An 18,172-nucleotide genomic window follows, 5' to 3' on the forward strand; every position below is an offset into this window, starting at 1 on the left:
CTTTCGCGCAGCGGGCATAAATCATTCGAAATCATGGATTTTGCCACAAGCGTCTGAAAGGTGCTGGCGGAAAACTGCATACCGCTATGCCGATGTATGCACAAAGGCGATTCGCCGCGGCTCAGTTCCAACCGGGCAAAAGGGTCCAGCGACGGAACGAGTCGGGCTGTGCGAGCGGAGCGGCGGAGAGGATCGGATAGAACCAAAGGAACAGCGTGGCGGCAGCGATCAGGAGGGTCTCGTCCCATTCGCGCAAAGCACGGCGCCAGTGATCGGCGGCCACCGCGATCACGATCGGCAACCACAGGCTGGGCAGATAGTAATAGTAGAAAAAGCCGAGGGATTTCGGAATGATTGCCCAGATCAGGTAACTGCCCAGCCACAGTGCGGCGACGCCGCCCAGCCGGACATTGCGGCGGCGCACCGCCCCCCAGAGGCAGGCGGCGACCGCCACCAAGCCACCCCACATCACCACCGGATTGCCGACCATCAGGATGCCGCGCTGTGCGCCGTCTGCGACGTCGTAGAAATACCAGATCGGGCGCAGCATCAGCGGCCAGCTCCACCAGTCCGACTGATAGGTGTGCGCCGACAGGACCTGGGTCTGCTGGTGATAGATGTCGAGCTGGAAGGGGAGCAGCGTGGCTATGCTCAGCGGATTGTCCGAGTAGAAAAAGGCGGGCGCAAAGGTGGCGAGATAGGTGACGCCGCCGACAAGGCCGAGGATGAGCCAGGCGCGCACGACCGACAGGCCGGGCCAGCGCGCCGGGTCGCGGTGCCGGAGGATCGCGATGGCGAGCGCGGCATAGCCGACATAGGGGATCGCGGTCCATTTCGTCCCCGCGGCCAGCCCGAGCAGAACGGCGCCCAGCGTCCAGCGGGCGGTGGCATGCGGCCCGCGCATCGCCCACAGCATGGCGGCGACGGCCAGCACCACAAAGGCGGCCATGAAGCCGTCGAGCATGGCGATGCGCGCCTGGACGAGCAGGGTGAAGTTGAACAGCGCGAGCAGGGTGCCGAGGATCGCGGGCCGCAGCCGCCGGGTGGTCAGCCACAGGATCCAGAACACCCCGCCCACCGTCGCCGTGCCCGCCAGCGTCGACAACGCGCGCCAGCCGGCGGGACCGTCGCCGAAAAGCAGAATGCCGAGTGCGATCAGCGTCTTGCCGAGCAGGGGATGCTCGATATTGGTGTGCCCGGCCAGCGCCAGCAGGGTGCGCGCGGCGGGCACGTAATGCACCTCGTCAAAGACGAGGCGATGCGGAATGGTCAGCCGCCAGGTGAACAGCGCCTGCGCCGCCGCCATCAGCAGCAGCGCGACGGGCAGGGGGCGACGAAGTGGGGCGGGGACATGCATCGTGCGCCATGGTGGCGTGCCACATGGCGGTTGGGAAGGCCGCAACGGGGCTTGCCGATGACCGCCGGCCCCGGCAAAGGCTGCAATCATGAAGCGCAAGACTGGTCAGGACCGTTCGATCACCGCCGGCTGGCGTCCCGCGACGCAGGCCGTGCGCGGGGGCACCGCGCGGTCGGAATATGGCGAAACCTCCGAGGCGATCTTCCTCACCTCCGGCTACGCCTATGATTGTGCGGGCGACGCGGCGGCGCGGTTCGCCGGCGAGCAGGAGGGGATGACCTATTCCCGCCTGCAGAACCCGACGGTGCAGATGCTGGAAGAACGCATCGCCCTGCTGGAAGGCGCCGAGGCGTGCCGCACCATGACATCGGGCATGGCCGCGATGACCGCGGTGTTGCTCAGCCAGTTGCAGGCGGGCGACCATCTGGTCGGCGGCCGTGCCGCGTTCGGATCGTGCCGCTGGCTGACCGACACGCTGCTGCCCAAGTTCGGCATCGGCACGACCGTGGTCGATGCACGCGATCCGCAGGCCTTCCTGGACGCGGTGAAGCCCGAGACCAAGGTCTTCTTCTTCGAAACGCCGGCCAATCCGACGATGGACATCGCCGATCTGGCGGCGATCTGCGCCATTGCGCGCGAGCGCGGGATCGTGACCGTGGTGGACAACGCCTTTGCCACGCCCGCGCTGCAACGCCCGATGGATTTCGGCGCGGACGTCACCGCCTATTCGGCGACCAAGATGATGGACGGGCAGGGACGCGTGCTGGCGGGCGCCGTGTGCGGGACCGAGGATTTCATCACCAACACCCTGCTGCCCTTCACCCGCAACACCGGGCCGACCCTGTCCGCGTTCAACGCCTGGGTCGTGCTGAAGGGGCTGGAGACGCTGGACCTGCGCATCCACCGCCAGTCGGAAAGCGCGCTGAAGGTCGGCCGTTTCCTGGAGGGCCGCGTGCCGCGTGTGCTGCACCCCGGCCTGCCCAGCCACCCGCAGCACGAACTGGCGATGCGCCAGATGAAGGCGGCAGGCGCGATCTTCGCGATCGAACTGGATGGCGGGCGCAGCCAGGCGCATGCGCTGCTCGACGGGCTGCAACTGATCGACATCTCGAACAACATCGGCGATTCGCGGTCGCTGATGACGCATCCGGCCTCCACCACCCATGCCGGGGTCGCCGAGGACAAGCGGTTGGAGATGGGCATATCCGAGGGTATGCTGCGGCTGAACGTCGGGCTGGAAGATGCCGACGACCTGATCGACGACCTGGACCAGGCGCTGCGGCAGGCGGGCCTGTGACGATGCGCGGCGGCGTGCGGGGGAGACGCTGATGGCCTTGACCGAGGGCGCAGTGAAGGCGTTGTTCCCGCATGCGGCCACCACCGCGGGCGTTACCGTGCGCGTGTCGGTCAGCTATCTGCCCGAACAATCCGAGCCGGCGCGTGGGCGCTGGTTCTGGGCCTATCATATCCGCCTGGAGAATGACGGCGCGGCGGCGGTGCAGCTGCTGACCCGCCACTGGGTCATCACCGACGGGCGCGGCGCGCGCCATTCGGTGGAGGGCGAGGGCGTGGTGGGCGAGCAGCCGCTGATCGAGCCGGGCGCGAGCTTCGACTATGTATCCGGTTGTCCGCTCGCCACCCCGTCGGGGGCGATGCAGGGCACGTACCGGATGATCGGCGCGGACGGCGTCACCTTCGACGTGGCGATCCCGCGCTTCACCCTGCTGGCACCGGCGGTGGCGTCTTGAAGCGGACGCACCTGCCGCTGAACGGTCTGCGCGTGCTGGACGCAGCGGCACGGCACCTGAGCTTCACGCGCGCCGCGGACGAACTGGCGGTGACGCCCGCGGCGGTGGGCCAGCAGATCCGCGCGCTGGAGGATACGCTGGGCGTGGTGCTGTTCCGGCGCACGACCCGCGGGCTGGAACTGACGCCCGAGGCGGAGGCGGGGCTTGCCCCTCTCCGCGCCGGTTTCCTGCAATTCGAGGAAGCGGTGCGCGCCATGCAGGCGGGGCAATCGTCCAAGTCGCTGACCATCGCAGCGCCGCGCGACGTGACCGAAAAGTGGCTGATGCCGCGTCTGGCCGAGATTGCGGGCGGAGACGGCGACCTGCGCTTCACCCTGATCGCGGCGGACGAGGGGCTGGATTTCACCGAAGCGAACCTGGACCTGGCGATCCGCTGGGGCGACGGGCCCGGCGGGCATGAAGGCGAGGCGCTGGAATCGGACGGCATGGTCGTGGTGGTGGCACCCGGCAACGCCGGCGCCGCGCTGATCGGCTGGCCGGGCAGCCCCGACGAGGGCGTGCCGTTGATCCGGGTGACGGACGCCGGACTGGCGATCGATGCCGCCGCAGCCGGACTGGGCCGGGCGGTGGTGCCGCATCTGTTGGCCGCGCGCGATCTTGCCTCCGGGCGGCTGGTGCAGGTGGGAGAGGCGCTGCCCTCGCGACAGGGTTATTGGCTGGTCGCGCCGTTGCCGCAGTGGCGGCAGCAGAAGGTGAAGACGCTGGTGGAGGCGTTGGGGGGCTAGGGGACGGCAACGCATCATTCTGCGGTGATCGCGCCGATCCTAATTGTATCGTAAGAGGTTTTCGGCTCTTCTCCCTTTTTCCGAGGAACAGGGAGGGTTTCGATGTCGGATATGGACCGGGCGCATGTGGCGCGCTCGCAATTGATGTACGACGCCAGCAGGAAGTCCGCGGGCGTTGCTTATATCCTGCTGATCTTTCTGGGCGGATTTGGCGCCCACCGCTTTTATCTCGGCCGGATAGGTTCGGGCGCCGGAATGCTGGCGCTGAATGTCCTTGGCTGGATCACGCTGATTGCCGGTGTCGGTTTGGTTTTGCTCGGCATCGCCTGGGTTTGGCTTTTCGTGGACCTGTTCTTGGTGCCGGGCATGGCACGAAGCTACAATATGCGGCTGGCGAATGACCTGACGGGCGGCTCTCCTCAAACCGCCTGAACGGGGGCGGGGCGGAAGCGCCCCGCCGCTTCAATTCTTCAGCTTCCAGCCCTTGCGCAGGAGCGTGTAGCACAGCACCGCCATGGCGATGTCGGCGGCCAGCATGACGATGCCGCCCATCGTCACCGGCGAATCGGCCAGGCCGAGGAAGCCGTAGCGGAAGCCCGAGATGATGTAGAAGAACGGGTTGGCGTGGCTGATCGCGCGGAAGGTGGGGGCGAGCGAGTCGACCGAATAGAAGGTGCCCGACAGCAGCGACAAAGGTAGCACGACGAAGTTGGTCACCGCGGCGGCATGGTCGAACTTTTCCGCCCAGATCGAGGTCAGCACGCCGAGCAGTGCCAGAAAGGCCGAACCGAGCAATCCGAACCAGATAACGGCGAAAAAGGCGTGGGGCGTGACATGGACGCCCGGCCAGATCGCCATGGCGAGCCATACGGTCAGGCCGACCAGCACCGCGCGCGTCACCGCGCCACCGACGAGCGCAGCAAGCAGTTCGGCGGTGGACAAGGGCGGCATGAGATAATCGACGATGGTGCCCTGGATCTTGCCGACCAGCAGCGAGAAGCTGGCATTGGCGAAGGCGTTGTTCATCATTCCCATGACGATCAGGCCGGGTGCGATGAAGTCGCCAAAGGGAACCTGTTGCCCCGCGACCGGCACCGCATGACGGCCGCCGAGCGCGGTGGTGAAGATGATCAGGTACAGAAGCGTGGTGACCGCCGGTGCCCAGATCGTCTGGAGCTGCACCTTGAAGAACCGGCGCACCTCCTTGATATAGAGGGTACGAAGGCCCCCCCAGTTGATGTTCCGGATGACGGGCACGCCGGGGGCGTGCTGTACCGCCGATTGGATTTCGCCGATTGGGGGCTGGCTGCTCATCGGCAAAGCGCGTAACCGCTGCCGGGGTCGCCCGCAACCGGTGGCGTGATGCAGGCGCGGTAAAATGCAGGGAATGTGTTGATGTCGTGGACGGACGAGCGGATCGAGACGCTCAAGACGATGTGGGAAGCGGGCCAGACCGCCAGCCAGATCGCCGAGGCGCTGGGCGGGGTCAGCCGCAATGCGGTGATCGGCAAGGCGCACCGGCTGGGTCTGCAGGCGCGCCCCTCGCCGGTGAAGCCGAACGAGCCCGAGGTGAAGGAGCAGCCGGTCGCCGCCGCGCCGCCCGAGCCCGCACCACCGCCCCCGCCTGCACCAGCCGAGCCGGCGCCGGTCCGCGAGGTGGTGCGCGAGGCGGCACCCGAGCCGGTCCGCGAGACCGCCCCGGCGCCGGAGCCGGTGCGCGATCCGCAGCCGGTGTTGCGTTCGGTCGGCCCCGGTGGCTTCGTGCGCCAGTCGCCCGGTGAACAGCAGCCGCCATCCACCCCGGCGCCGCCGCGCCGCCTGGTACCGGCCAAGCCGAATGCCGACATGGCGGGCAAGACCACGCTGCTCGACCTGAACGACCGCATCTGCAAATGGCCGCTCGGTCATCCGGGCGAGCCGGATTTCCATTTCTGCGGGCAGAAGGTGAATCCGGGCTTCCCATATTGCGTGCAGCATTGCGGGCATGCCTATCAGGCGCAGTTGCCGCGGCGTGATCGCCGTCCGCCGCCGCCGTTGCCGTTCGGCGGCCCGCGGGTCCGGTAAGAGCCGCCAAGGCGGCTCGCGCACCCGTGGTCCGCCCGGCCGGCGCGGCTATCGCCGCGTCCGACGTCATGGGCTTTTGCCCATGACGGGCCCATTGCAGACGCGAAAACACCCGCCGGGATCGCTCCGGGCGGGTGTTTTTCTTTGCGGGTCCCGCCGCGGCGAAGCCGCGTCGTCGGTCGGCACGGTGTGCCGCCGTCCGGGCTTCGGCGTGGGTGCCGACTGGCACCCACGCCTGCGCCTTAGAACCTGAACGCCGCCGTCGCGCGGATCGAGTGCCAGCGGAACTTGTCGTCCGAACGACGAATGTCGGTGCCGCTGGTGTTGGGGGCCAGCACGAACGGGTTGGTCGCCGGTGCCGTACCCTGGGTCACGCGGACGCGCGCGTCGTCGTCCTGATACTGATGGTACATATATTCCAGGCCGACCGAGAAGTTGCGGCCGAGCTTCTGCTCGATGCCGCCGCCGCCGAGGAAGCCGAACTGGTTGCGATCACCCGACAGGGCAAAGGCATTGGCGGTGTTGGAGGTGGTGAAGCTGCGGTCGATGCGGGCATAGCCGGGGCCGAAGGTGCCGTAGAACAGCGTGGTATCGACCGCATAGCCGACGCGGCCGCGGATCGAGGCTTCCCAATCCAGCTCGCGGGTCATGACATAGTTGGCGGGCGTGGTGGAGAAGCCGCTGACGCTGTCGTTGATCTCGGCCTTGCCGAACTCGCCGACGACGCCGTACACGATGTTGCCGACCTGATGGTCCGCACCGACGCGGGCGTAATAGGCGATGCCGTTCTTGTCGTTGCGGCAACCGGTGGCGGCGTTCTGCGGCGACAGGGTGCTGCGCGCCGCGCCCTTGCAGAAGCCGGGCGAGAAGGCGTTGGCGCCGGTGGGCAGCGTTACCGTGTCACCGAAGCGGCCGTCCAGATTGCGATCGAACAGCAGGCGCGAACCCTGGTCGTTCGGCTGGACGTCATAGCCGAAGCTACCGCCGACATAGACGCCGGCGAAGGGGGCATCGGCGGTCGTCTCGGCGCCCTGGTTGTAGCTGTCCTGTGCGAAGGCAGGCGCTGCGACCAGCGTCAGGGCGGCGGTGGCCACGGTGAAAGCGATGCGCATGGTGTCTCCCGGTTTCATGATACTCGGGCGGCGGAACGTTCGTTTTGCTGGGTTTTATCCGGAACCTACCTAATTCAAATTAATCTGTTGCGGCTATGCCACACCTAAGATGGGCAAGGGCGACGCTGGTACTCGGGCGCATCGCACCCTATAGTTCTCGTTATGTCCGAAGATCTCTTTGCGGGTTCGGCCCGCCCGGCCCCCGCCTATGATGCCTCGTCGATCGAGGTGCTGGAGGGGCTGGAGCCGGTGCGGCGGCGGCCGGGTATGTATATTGGCGGGACGGATGAGCGGGCGTTGCATCATCTGGCGGCCGAGGTGCTGGACAATGCGATGGACGAGGCGGTGGCCGGCCATGCGACGCGGATCGAGGTAAAACTGGAGCCGGGCAACCGACTTACCATTGTCGACAATGGCCGCGGAATTCCCGTCGACCCGCACCCCAAGTTTCCCGACAAGTCGGCACTGGAGGTGATTTTGTCGACATTGCATTCGGGCGGCAAGTTCACCGGCAAGGCATACGCCACTTCGGGCGGCCTGCACGGCGTGGGCGTGTCGGTGGTGAACGCGCTGTCGTCGGACACGGTGGTGGAGGTGGCGCGCGAGCGGCAACTGTATCGCCAGCGCTTTTCGCGCGGAGTGACGCTGGGCCCGCTGGAGAGCGTCGGCGCAGCGCCCAACCGGCGCGGCACCAGCGTCGCCTTCACCCCCGACACCGAGATCTTCGGGCCCGAGCTGCACTTCAAGCCGGCGCGGCTGCACAAGCTGGTACGGTCCAAGGCGTATCTGTTCGCCGGTGTCGAGATACGCTGGCACTGCGCGCCCGAGCTGATCGCCGACGATACGCCGGCGGATGCGGTGTTCCAGTTCCCCGGCGGTCTGGCGGACCATCTGAAGGAGCAGGTGGGAAGCCGCGAATGCGCCACCGCCGATTTCTTCAGCGGCAACCAGGATTTTCCGGGCGAGGCGGGGCGCGTCGAATGGGCGGTGGCCTGGCCGCTGTGGAGCGACGGCAGCTATAGCTGGTATTGCAACACCATCCCGACGCCCGATGGCGGCACGCACGAGCAGGGACTGCGCCAGGCGCTGGTCCGCGGCTTGCGCGCGTTCGGCGATCTGGTGGGACAGAAAAAGGCCAAGGAGCTGACCGCGGACGACGTGATGGTCGGCTCCGAGGTGATGCTGTCGGTCTTCATCCGCGATCCGCAATTTCAGAGCCAGACCAAGGACCGGCTGACCAGTGCGGAGGCGGCCGGGCTGGTCGAGAAGGCGGTGCGCGACCATTTCGACCATTATCTCAGCAACAACATGGAGCGCGGCAAGGCGCTGCTCGGCTATGTGCTGGAGAAGATGGACGAGCGCCTGCGCCGCAAGCAGGAGCGCGAGGTCAAGCGCAAGACGGCGACCAGCGCAAGGAAGCTGCGCCTGCCCGGCAAGCTGACCGACTGTTCGGCGGACAGCCCGCAGGGCACCGAACTGTTCATCGTCGAGGGCGATTCGGCCGGCGGATCGGCCAAGCAGGCGCGCGACCGCAAGAGCCAGGCGATCCTGCCGATCCGCGGCAAGATCCTGAACGTCGCGTCCGCCACCAGCACCAAGATATTGCAGAACCAGGAGATCGCCGACCTGATCCAGGCGCTGGGATGCGGCACGCGCAAGGATTGCGACCCGACGCAGCTCCGCTACGACCGCGTGGTCATCATGACCGACGCCGACGTCGACGGCGCGCATATCGCGACGCTGCTGATGACCTTCTTCTTCCAGGAAATGCCCGATCTGGTGCGGCGCGGGCACCTGTATCTGGCGCAGCCGCCGCTGTACCGGCTGACCGCGGGCGCGAAGTCGCTCTACGCGCGCGACGATGCGCACCGCGCGCAACTGGAGCGGACCGCGTTTCGCGGCAAGAAGGTGGAGGTCGCCCGCTTCAAGGGGCTGGGCGAGATGAACCCGCAGCAGTTGCGCGAAACGACGATGGACCCGGCCAAGCGCAGCATGATCCGCATCACCCTGCCGCAGGAATATGAGGAGCGGGCGGGGGTGAAGGATCTGGTCGACCGGCTGATGGGCAACAATCCCGCGCACCGCTTCGCCTTCATCCAGGAGAATGCGGCCCGGCTGGACGAAGAGGTGATCGACGCATGACGGACAAGGATCTGGACCGCATCTACAAGGCCAATCGCTGGCTGATCGCGAAGAAGACGGGATCGGCGGGTATCAAGGCGTTCACCGTGGGACGCGAAAGCCTGGACGCGCTGATCGGGCAGATCGCCGACGCCTATGGCCTATCGGAAGAGGACCGCGCGCGGCTGCGCCCGACCGCGGGGATCGACCTGCATGAGGGCGCGGGCAAGCTGGCGGACATGGCACGCAAGTCCGCGGGCGTGATGAAGGGGATGGAGATCGTTGCCGACGCCAGGCGCGCCGGCACGCTGATGAAGACGGGGCGGCATCTGGTGACTAAGGGCCTGCCGGGGGCGGCGCGAGTGGCCAAGGGTGCCAAGGCGGCGGGTGTCGCCGGGCGTGCGGTGCCCTGGGTCACGGTGGCGGTATCGGCCTATGCGGTCGGATCGGCGGGCTTTTTTGCGGCCAAGGCGGAGCGGTTCAATCGCGATTGCCGCAATTTGCTTCAGGCGCGGCTGGATGCGGCGAAGGGGTCGGCTTCAGCGTCCTGAGGGGGGGCGTCGGGTATCGCTTTCGCGCCACCTGTCTCTCGATACAGCATCTCGATACGCAGCTTTGCTGCTACTCGACGCTTACTCGAGACGAACGGGGAGGGGAGGAACCTGTTTTTCGGTACAGCGGCTGGGTATCCAGGTTCGCGGCTGCTCGACGGTTACGCGAGGGGGCCGGGAGTGGGGCAGCCTGTCTCTCGATACGCCGGCTCGATATGCGGCCTTGCCGCTACGCGACAACTGCTGGAGACGAACCGAAGAAAGCCTGAAAACAATGCAGTAGGGGCTTGATCGGACGGGCCCTTCATGGCCTGATGCTTGCGCCCATTCGGCGTCGGTCGCCGGGGAGGTGGGCCGACGGCCACGGGAGGGGCCACGACATGATGATGCTTGCGCTGTTCTGGGCCGCACAGGCCACCGCTGCTCCGCCACCTTCATCTGCACCGCAGTCCCTGCCGGCCCCGCCCAGCATCGTCGTGACGGGTGAACGACTGTCCAAGCTGCGCGACGATCTGGCGGCGTGTATCGCCCGGCAGTGCCCGCCGCCCGAGGAAATCCAGCGATCGCTGGCACTGGCCGAGACGCAGTTCATTGCGGGCGATTACCGACGCAGCCGCGCGACCCTGTTGAAAGCGCGCAAACGCAACGCACGCCATGCCGCGCAATTTCCTGTCGACGTGGCGGACCTGCACCGCGCGACGGCGTTGTTGTCCAATGTCAACGGACTTCCGGACCCGGCGCGGATCGGAGCGATCGATGCGGTCGATGCGCTGAAAAAGGGACTGACCGAGAACGATCCGCGTATCTTCATGGAACGGCTGCGCGTGGGCGAGGCCTTCGCCCGCGAAGGCCGCCCGTTCGCCGCGCTGGATCATTATGCCTGGGTGGCGAGGAGCGCCAAAGCGTCGGGGATGCCCGATATAGAGGGGCAGGCGATGTTACGATCCGCGGTGCTGCTCGGCGTGATCGCGACGATGGTGAAATCCTATGTGCCCAGCGCCCGGCGTGCGGCGGATGCGATCCTGGCGCGGCAGGAGCCCGCTTTCCTGCCCTATCGCAACGGCGTGCGGGTGCTGCGCGCGCAACTGGCGCCCAAGCGCGAGCGCGATGCGGTGGTGCAGGCCGCGCTGCGCGAGATCGAACCCGATCCCACGGCACAGGGCCCGGTGCTGGTCTATAATCCACCCATCGACATGCAGGACGCGGTGTTCGGCACCGTGGCGAACGATACGCCGCTTTGGGCCGATGTCGCGTTCCACATCGCGCCCGACGGCCGCGTGACCGAAGTGGAGACGCTGCGCAGCGCCGAGCAGGTGGATCCGCGCTGGGTGGAGATCGCGACGCGCGGCTTGCGTGATCGACGTTATGCCCCGGCCTCGATTCCGGCAGATGGCCTGGCACGGGTGGAGCGATACAGTTTCGTGGCGGACTTCGTGCCCTTCGGCCGGAGCCGCGATTCCTTGCGCAGCCGCATCCCCGTCCGCTCGTCGCAGCGCCGCGTGGAGGTGATCGATATCAGCCTGCCGCAGCAGCAGGCATCGGCCACGACGCCCGCCACCTCGTAGCGGTGTTGATTCCCCTATCCCATCTCCGCTAACACACCGCTCCGGGCGGCCCACCACGGGTCGCCCTTGCTGTTTGAAGGAGCACGCCCGTGACCATCACCGCCCTGATGCCCGTCTACCCACGGTGCGGGGTGCGTCCGGTCCGAGGCGAGGGCGTGTACCTGTATGGCGAGGACGGGCAGCAGTTCCTCGATTTCGCCAGCGGCATCGCGGTGAACGCGCTGGGCCACGGCCATCCCAAGCTGGTCAAGGCGATCGCCGATCAGGCGGCGACGCTGATGCACGTGTCGAACCTGTATGGCAGCCCGCAGGGCGAGCATCTGGCGCAGCGGCTGGTGGATGCGACCTTTGCCGATACGGTGTTCTTCACCAATTCGGGCGCGGAAGCGGTGGAATGCGCGATCAAGACCGCGCGCCGCTATCACTATGCCAATGGCAATCCCGAGCGGCACACGCTGATCACCTTCAACAACGCGTTCCATGGCCGGACGCTGGGGGCAATTTCCGCCACCAACCAGGCCAAGATGCGCGACGGGTTCGAGCCGCTGCTGCCGGGCTTCGCCTATGCCCCGTTCGACGATCTGGACGCGGCGCTGGCGCTGATCGATGACAACACCGCGGGCTTCCTGGTGGAGCCGATCCAGGGCGAGGGCGGCCTGCGCCCCGCCAGCCCGGAGTTCCTGCGCGGCCTGCGCGAGGCGTGCGACAAGCACGGCCTGTTGCTGGTGCTGGACGAGGTGCAGTGCGGTTATGGCCGCACCGGCAAGTTCTTCGCCCATGAACTGTACGGCGTAACGCCCGATATCATGGCGGTGGCCAAGGGCATTGGCGGCGGCTTTCCGCTGGGCGCGTGCCTTGCCACCGAGGAAGCGGCCAAGGGCATGGTCGCGGGCACGCACGGCTCCACCTATGGCGGCAATCCGCTGGCCATGGCGGCAGGCGAGGCGGTGCTGGACGTGTTGCAGGAGCCGGGCTTCCTGGAGCAGGTCGAGGCGATGGGCCAGCGGCTGCGCGCCACGCTGGAGCAGATGATCCCCAATCACGATCATCTGTTCGAGGAAGTGCGCGGCCATGGCCTGATGCTCGGCCTGAAGATGAAGAGCGACAGCCGCCGCTTCGTCGCGCATTGCCGCGACGAGCATAACCTGTTGCTGGTATCGGCCGGCGAGAATGTGGTGCGCATCCTGCCGCCGCTGGTGATCGACGAAAGCCATGTCGCCGAGTTCGCCACCAAGCTGTCCGACGCCGCGCGGGTCTATGTGCCCGTTGCCGACGATTGATGATGATTGTTTCGCCCCGGATCGTGGCCGGGGCGAAAAGGAGTTGATCCGATGAGCCTCCGTCACTTCCTGAACCTCGCCGATGCGGGGACCGATGGCGTCGTCGCCATGCTGGCCGATGCGGCGGCGCGCAAGGCGGCGCGCGCCGGCTTCACCAAGGGGCGCGCCGATGCCGATGCGCCGCTGGCCGGCCATGTGCTGGCGATGGTGTTCGAAAAGAACTCGACGCGCACCCGCGTCAGCTTCGACATGGCGATCCGCCAGCTCGGCGGCACCTCCATCGTGATGGATGCCGGCACCATGCAGCTGGGCCGGGGCGAGTCGATCGCGGATACCGCGCGCATCCTGTCGGGCTATACCGATGCGATCATGATCCGCACCGACGACCATGCCAAGGTCGAGGAGATGGCGCATTATGCGACCGTTCCGGTGATCAACGGGCTGACCGATGCGTCGCATCCCTGCCAGATCATGGCGGACCTGCTGACCATCCAGGAGGCGGGCAAGACGCTGTCGGGCATGAAGGTCGCGTGGCTGGGCGACGGCAACAACGTGCTCGCTTCGATCGTGGAGGCGGGCGGGCTGCTCGGCTTCGACGTGGTGGCGGCGTGCCCGCCAGAATATGCGCCGCACGAGGCCGCGATCACCGCGGCGTCGGGGCGCGCGCGCGTGGTGCTCGACCCGCGCGAGGCGGTCGAGGGTGCGGACATCGTCGTCACCGACACCTGGATCTCGATGGGGCAGGCGCATGCCGAGGCGAAGCTGGCGGCGCTTGCGCCCTATCAGGTTACGCCCGAGCTGATGGCGTTCGCCAAGGCCGATGCGAAGTTCCTGCACTGCCTGCCCGCGCACCGCGGCGAGGAAGTGACCGCGGACGTGATCGATGGTCCGCAGTCGCTGATCTGGGCAGAGGCGGAGAACCGGCTGCACGCGCAAAAGGCGGTGCTGCGCTGGTGTATGGGCCAGATCGGCTGAACTTGCGGGGGCGGGGGGCGCGTCCCATCTAGGGGCGAGACTTTTCCCCCCTTCATGCGTGCGCGTGCCTGCCGCGCCGGTTGCGACCGGCGGGGGGATGGACGCGGCGCCAAGGACCGACCGATGCACGACACGACGCTTCCCGATTTCGACCGCACGCTGGGCTTCACCATCCCGGAACGCCACGCGCGTGGCCGCGTCGTGCGGCTGGGGCCGGTGCTGGACACGATCCTGTCGGCCCATGCCTATCCCCCTGCGATCGAGGCGTTGCTGACCGAGGCGCTGACGCTGACCGCGCTGATCGGCGCGACGCTGAAGGATGTCGACGGGCAGTTGACGATCCAGACGCGCAGCGACACCGGCGTGGTGCAGTTGCTGGTCTGCGATTACCGGGGCGGCGAGTTGCGCGGCTATATCCAGTATGATGCCGAGCGGCTGGCGGAACTGCCGGCGGAGCCGACGCTGTTCGCGCTCTTCGGGCAGGGCTATCTGGCGATCACCTTCGACCTGGCGACGACGGGCGAGCGGTATCAGGGCATCGTGCCGCTCGACGGCGCACGGCTGGCCGATGCGGCGGAGGCCTATTTCGTTCAGTCCGAACAGATCCCCAGCCTGGTGCGCATCGGTGTCTCCAAGGACGCGGACGGGCGGACGGTGGCGGGCGGCCTGTTCCTCCAGCACCTGCCCGAGGGCGAGGTGGGGCGCGAGCGGCTGCACGTCCGGCTGGACCATCCCGAATGGGACCATGTGGTGGCGCTGGGCACCACGATCGGCGCGGACGAGCTGACCGATGCGGGCGTGTCGCTGGAAACGCTGATCTGGCGGTTGTTCAACGAGGAAAAGGACGTGCGCGTCCTGGCCTCGACCCCGATCGTGCGCGGATGCCGGTGCACGGCGGACTATATCGCCGGCGTGATCGCGCGCTTCTCGGTGGAGGAACGGCGCGAGATGGCGGATGCCGACGGGATGATCCACGTCGATTGCGCCTTCTGCGCGACGAAGTTTCCGGTGCCGGTGGAGGAACCCGCCTGATCGGGCGGAAGGGTATGTGCGAAAGCGTACCTTAACTCCGCCTTCACCAATGCCGTGCTAACGCGCTGGCGTGCCTGAAGTTTTTCAGCACGCTTTCTCCCTTGATCGGGTTCTTCGAGCCTGGTTCTCTGGGGCCGCACCCTGCCGGTGCGGCCCTTCTTTTCGTTGCAAGCATGGCCCAACAGGCGTAGCGGCGGGCGGATCATGACATCAACTGCACCCCTTGCGGTCGCGCTCGTATCGGGCGGGCTGGACTCGATGATTTCCGCAGCCCTGGCACGCGCGGCGGGATACCGCCTGCTGGCGCTGTCGGTCGATTATAACCAGCGGCACCAGGTCGAACTGGCGGCGGCCGCGCGCATCGCGCGCGCGCTGGGCGCCGAGCGGCACATCGTGCTGCCGCTGGACCTGTCCGCGTTCGGCGGATCGGCCCTGACCGCCGATATCGCGGTGCCCAAGGACGGCGTGCAACCGGGCATTCCGGTCACCTATGTGCCGGCGCGCAACACGATCTTTCTGAGCCTGGCGCTGGGCTGGGCGGAGGCGGCGGGCGCGCGCGACCTGTTCATCGGCGTCAACGCACTCGATTATTCCGGCTATCCCGACTGCCGGCCCGAATTCATCGCCGGGTTCGAGCGCCTCGCCGAGCTTGCCACCAAGGCGGGCGTGGAAGGCGAGCCGTTCAAGATTCAGGCGCCGCTGCAACATATGACCAAGGCCGATATCGTGCGCGAGGGCACGCGGCTGGGGCTGGACCTGGGAATGAGCTGGTCCTGCTACGACCCGGCGCCGGGCGACCTGCATTGCGGCGCGTGCGACAGTTGCCGGTTGCGCTCCAAGGGCTTTGCGGATGCGGGCATCGCCGATCCCACCGCCTATGCGGTAAGCCCGCAGGGCTGAGCCGATGAGCTACGCCGTCAAGGAAATGTTCCTGACCCTGCAGGGGGAGGGCGTGCATGCCGGCCGCCGGGCGGTGTTCGTGCGCTTCGCCGGGTGCAACCTGTGGTCGGGACGCGAGCAGGACCGGGCGACCGCAGTGTGCCGCTTCTGCGACACCGATTTCGTCGGCACCGATGGTCTGGGCGGCGGCAAGTTCGCCGATGCCGGCGCGCTGGTGGCCGCGGTCGCGGGCTTCTGGGGCGAGGGTGTCGCCAACCGCTTCGTGGTGCTGACCGGGGGCGAGCCGATGCTCCAGATCGACGATGCGCTGGTCGATGCGCTGCATGGCGCAGGCTTCACGATCGCGATCGAGTCGAACGGGACCATCGCGGCGCATGCCGGTATCGACTGGGTGTGCATCAGCCCCAAGGCGGGCAGCGTGGTGGTGCAGCGCGCGGGCGACGAATTGAAGCTGGTATGGCCACAGGCAGGGCTGGACCCGGCAGCGCTGGAGGATTGGGCGTTCACCCATCATCTGCTCCAGCCGCTGGACGATCCACGTGCCGACGCCAATCGCGAGGCCTGCGTCGACATGGTGCTGGCGCGGCCGCGCTGGCGGCTGTCGTTGCAGACGCACAAGCTGCTCGGCCTGCGCTGAATCAAAAAGGCCGGGAGCGATGCCCCCGGCCCTTTTCACGATCGGTTATCGACGCGCGGCGAGGCCGGTGCCGCCGGCGGGTGGCCAGTTCTGCAGGCCGCACTTCTTGGTGACCCATTCCGCCTTCTTGTTCCAGCAGATCGGGTCCAGGCGCGGCATGGTGGTATAGTCGCGGCCGATATAGCGCGCGAAGCGCTGTTCGCCCCACGGCGTCAGGCTGTTGCGCAGCTCGCGCATGCGACGCGACGCGATATCGCCGAACGCGCCGCGCGGCGCGAACACCGCTTCGCGCGCGATCGAGGCCGCGGTCTGGCAGAAGCCATATTGGGCGGACACGGTGGCGAAGCTGGAATAGGTGCGCGTGCCGAACTGGTCGAGCGCCATCTGTCCTTCCTTCACCGTCTTGGCATTGCGGCGGAAATACTTGTCGAGGGTGGTGAAGGTATTCTTCAACTCCTCCGAATGGTCGCCCAGCAATGCGTTGTAGTTGGCGACGGAGGCCAGCGTCGGTTCGAACTGGCACTGCAAGGCCGCCACGTTGAGCGCGGCGCGCATCGTCCAGGTCAGGCCGGCGCGAAGCTCGGTCGGCGTGGCCCCGGGAAGCGGCTGGCCGATAATCCCCGGCTCGTCCCCCTGCACCGGCGCGCCCGAAAAATCGCGCGACTGCAAAAAGAACTGCGCCGAAGCCGGCGCCGCCACCGCCAAACCCATCGACGCCGCGCCGAGCGCGAGCGCGGTACGCAACACAATCATCTTGATCCGATCCTTCCCCCGGAGTGCTCCTCAGCGCCGCAAAATATACCGCTTTTCGCCAAGCGACCCAATAGAAATCGGCGGAATACCGTGCGATTCCGAAGGATGAGGCGGGGAGCGGCGGGAATGGCCGATCGTTGCGCAAGGATAATGGCGCACGCAGGGGAATTTGACGGCCGATGGCGGTGCGCCAGACGGCAAAAGGGCCGCCCGGTCGCCCGGACGGCCCTTTTCACACCAAGGCCCGAAGGCCCGTGGCGATGATTACATCGCGTTGGTGGTGGTGTTCGACATCATCATGGTGTCGTTCGACATCATCATGTCGTTGCCCATGGTGTCGTTGGCCATCATGCCACCGTTCATGGTGCCGTCGACGGCAGTCATGTTGTCGGTCATGGTGTCCATGCCCTCGGTCGCGTTCATGTCGGTGACCATGGTGTTCTCGGTCGTGGCTTCGTTCGAGCCGCCGCAAGCGGAAACGGCCAGTGCTGCGCCGGCGATGAGCGAGCCGGTCAGGACCTTGGAGATGATTGCACGCATTGGAAGCTCCCTAGATAGAGGATTTGGAACGGCTTGATGGCCTTAATACCCAAATCTCGGTGGACATTACCCGGATACCGACTGGCCCTCAAGCCTGCTTTTGTCGGGCCAAAGCGAGAGTTTCAAGGAAGGCCGGGAATGTCAACGCAAGGGCGCGATCAAAGGTTGCCATCGAACCCTCGCGACCCAGCGCCGCCAGGCTGGTCACCGGATAATCAGGCAGGCCGCATGGCACGATGCCGCCGAAGTGATTGAGATCAGGTGATATGTTGACGGCAAAGCCGTGCAGCGTCACCCAGCGCTTTACCCGTACCCCGATCGCGCCGATCTTGGCCTCGGTCCCGCCGTCGCGGGTCCAGATGCCGACCCGGCCGCACACGCTGTAGGCCTCGACACCCAGCTCGCGCAACGCAGCGATCAGCCAGTCCTCCAGCGCATGGACGAAGGCGCGCACGTCGCGTCCGCGCCGGTTGAGGTCCAGCACCAGATAGCCGGTGCGCTGGCCGGGGCCGTGATAGGTGTAGCGGCCGCCCCGCCCCGTATCGAAGACGGGGAAGCGCGGATCGACCAGCTCGGCCGGATCGGCGCTGGTCCCGGCGGTATAGACGGGCGGATGTTCGAGCAGCCAGACGAGTTCGCGCGCAGAGCCGTCATGCACCGCCGCGGCGCGCGCCTCCATCTCGGCCAATCCTTGCGGGTAGGGGATCAGGCCGCCGCTGACCCGCCATTCGATATCGGAAATGTCGGTCACG

Annotated in this window: 19 protein-coding genes; 13 read left to right on the plus strand and 6 right to left on the minus strand. The window is 67.0% G+C overall.

The window, feature by feature from the left end:
* Nucleotides 1–121: 121 nt before the first annotated feature.
* Nucleotides 122–1,357, minus strand: a complete 1,236-nt coding sequence (locus GQR91_RS08310; RefSeq protein ID WP_149682119.1) for a phospholipid carrier-dependent glycosyltransferase — start codon at nucleotides 1,355–1,357, stop codon at nucleotides 122–124.
* 88 nt (nucleotides 1,358–1,445) lie between these two features.
* Between GQR91_RS08310 and GQR91_RS08315 the strand changes: the two genes are divergently transcribed.
* The 4 genes from GQR91_RS08315 to GQR91_RS08330 all read left to right on the plus strand — a co-directional run bounded on the left by GQR91_RS08315 (nucleotide 1,446) and on the right by GQR91_RS08330 (nucleotide 4,322).
* Complete coding sequence (locus tag GQR91_RS08315) at nucleotides 1,446–2,654, plus strand: trans-sulfuration enzyme family protein (RefSeq protein ID WP_149682118.1); 1,209 nt, start codon at nucleotides 1,446–1,448, stop codon at nucleotides 2,652–2,654.
* A 52-nt stretch (nucleotides 2,655–2,706) separates the two neighbouring features.
* Nucleotides 2,707–3,105, plus strand: coding sequence for a Co2+/Mg2+ efflux protein ApaG (gene apaG / locus GQR91_RS08320; RefSeq protein WP_112382285.1), 399 nt, complete (start codon nucleotides 2,707–2,709; stop codon nucleotides 3,103–3,105).
* Complete coding sequence (locus GQR91_RS08325) at nucleotides 3,102–3,890, plus strand: LysR family transcriptional regulator (RefSeq protein ID WP_149682117.1); 789 nt, start codon at nucleotides 3,102–3,104, stop codon at nucleotides 3,888–3,890. The genes apaG and GQR91_RS08325 overlap by 4 nt, the downstream gene beginning before the upstream one ends.
* 102 nt (nucleotides 3,891–3,992) lie before the next feature.
* Nucleotides 3,993–4,322: a TM2 domain-containing protein gene (locus GQR91_RS08330; protein ID WP_235903988.1), complete on the plus strand. Its 330-nt coding sequence runs from the start codon at nucleotides 3,993–3,995 to the stop codon at nucleotides 4,320–4,322.
* A gap of 30 nt (nucleotides 4,323–4,352) precedes the next feature.
* Here GQR91_RS08330 and GQR91_RS08335 read toward each other — a convergent pair whose 3' ends face one another.
* A complete protein-coding gene (locus tag GQR91_RS08335) occupies nucleotides 4,353–5,204 on the minus strand; it encodes an ABC transporter permease (protein WP_149682116.1) in 852 nt (283 codons plus the stop codon).
* A gap of 81 nt (nucleotides 5,205–5,285) precedes the next feature.
* On the opposite strand from GQR91_RS08335, the gene GQR91_RS08340 reads away from it, so the two are divergent.
* On the plus strand, nucleotides 5,286–5,954 hold the full coding sequence (locus GQR91_RS08340) for a GcrA family cell cycle regulator (protein WP_149682115.1): 669 nt from the start codon (nucleotides 5,286–5,288) through the stop codon (nucleotides 5,952–5,954).
* A gap of 242 nt (nucleotides 5,955–6,196) precedes the next feature.
* Here GQR91_RS08340 and GQR91_RS08345 read toward each other — a convergent pair whose 3' ends face one another.
* Nucleotides 6,197–7,066 (minus strand): outer membrane protein, encoded by an 870-nt coding sequence (locus GQR91_RS08345; RefSeq protein ID WP_112382118.1) that lies wholly within the window; start codon nucleotides 7,064–7,066, stop codon nucleotides 6,197–6,199.
* A 162-nt stretch (nucleotides 7,067–7,228) separates the two neighbouring features.
* Between GQR91_RS08345 and parE the strand changes: the two genes are divergently transcribed.
* The 8 genes from parE (at nucleotide 7,229) to queE (ending at nucleotide 16,127) form a co-directional block, all read left to right on the plus strand.
* Complete coding sequence (gene parE / locus GQR91_RS08350) at nucleotides 7,229–9,208, plus strand: DNA topoisomerase IV subunit B (protein ID WP_149682114.1); 1,980 nt, start codon at nucleotides 7,229–7,231, stop codon at nucleotides 9,206–9,208.
* Nucleotides 9,205–9,738 carry a hypothetical protein gene (locus tag GQR91_RS08355; protein WP_149682113.1) on the plus strand — a complete coding sequence of 178 codons (534 nt, stop codon included), beginning with the start codon at nucleotides 9,205–9,207 and terminating at the stop codon, nucleotides 9,736–9,738. Before parE ends, GQR91_RS08355 begins: the two co-directional genes overlap by 4 nt.
* Before the next feature lie 380 nt (nucleotides 9,739–10,118).
* A complete protein-coding gene (locus GQR91_RS08360; protein ID WP_149682112.1) occupies nucleotides 10,119–11,303 on the plus strand; it encodes a hypothetical protein in 1,185 nt (394 codons plus the stop codon).
* An 89-nt stretch (nucleotides 11,304–11,392) separates the two neighbouring features.
* Nucleotides 11,393–12,583 (plus strand): aspartate aminotransferase family protein, encoded by a 1,191-nt coding sequence (locus GQR91_RS08365; protein ID WP_162843981.1) that lies wholly within the window; start codon nucleotides 11,393–11,395, stop codon nucleotides 12,581–12,583.
* 51 nt (nucleotides 12,584–12,634) lie between these two features.
* Nucleotides 12,635–13,558, plus strand: coding sequence for an ornithine carbamoyltransferase (argF, locus tag GQR91_RS08370; protein ID WP_149682111.1), 924 nt, complete (start codon nucleotides 12,635–12,637; stop codon nucleotides 13,556–13,558).
* 123 nt (nucleotides 13,559–13,681) lie between these two features.
* Nucleotides 13,682–14,590, plus strand: coding sequence for an Hsp33 family molecular chaperone HslO (hslO, locus tag GQR91_RS08375; protein ID WP_112382123.1), 909 nt, complete (start codon nucleotides 13,682–13,684; stop codon nucleotides 14,588–14,590).
* Between the two features lie 204 nt (nucleotides 14,591–14,794).
* Nucleotides 14,795–15,490, plus strand: coding sequence for a 7-cyano-7-deazaguanine synthase QueC (gene queC / locus GQR91_RS08380; protein WP_149682110.1), 696 nt, complete (start codon nucleotides 14,795–14,797; stop codon nucleotides 15,488–15,490).
* Nucleotides 15,491–15,494: 4 nt separating this feature from the next.
* On the plus strand, nucleotides 15,495–16,127 hold the full coding sequence (gene queE / locus GQR91_RS08385) for a 7-carboxy-7-deazaguanine synthase (protein ID WP_149682109.1): 633 nt from the start codon (nucleotides 15,495–15,497) through the stop codon (nucleotides 16,125–16,127).
* 45 nt (nucleotides 16,128–16,172) lie between these two features.
* On the opposite strand, the gene GQR91_RS08390 is transcribed toward queE, so the two are convergent.
* From GQR91_RS08390 to lipB, 3 genes are all read right to left on the minus strand, one after another.
* On the minus strand, nucleotides 16,173–16,880 hold the full coding sequence (locus tag GQR91_RS08390) for a hypothetical protein (RefSeq protein WP_149682108.1): 708 nt from the start codon (nucleotides 16,878–16,880) through the stop codon (nucleotides 16,173–16,175).
* 264 nt (nucleotides 16,881–17,144) lie between these two features.
* A complete protein-coding gene (locus tag GQR91_RS08395) occupies nucleotides 17,145–17,420 on the minus strand; it encodes a hypothetical protein (RefSeq protein WP_112382128.1) in 276 nt (91 codons plus the stop codon).
* An 88-nt stretch (nucleotides 17,421–17,508) separates the two neighbouring features.
* Nucleotides 17,509–18,171, minus strand: a complete 663-nt coding sequence (gene lipB / locus GQR91_RS08400) for a lipoyl(octanoyl) transferase LipB (RefSeq protein ID WP_112382287.1) — start codon at nucleotides 18,169–18,171, stop codon at nucleotides 17,509–17,511.
* Between the last annotated feature and the right edge of the window lies 1 nt (nucleotide 18,172).

The sequence above is a fragment of the Sphingomonas carotinifaciens genome (genome assembly GCF_009789535.1).
Classification (GTDB): Bacteria; Pseudomonadota; Alphaproteobacteria; order Sphingomonadales; family Sphingomonadaceae; genus Sphingomonas; species Sphingomonas carotinifaciens.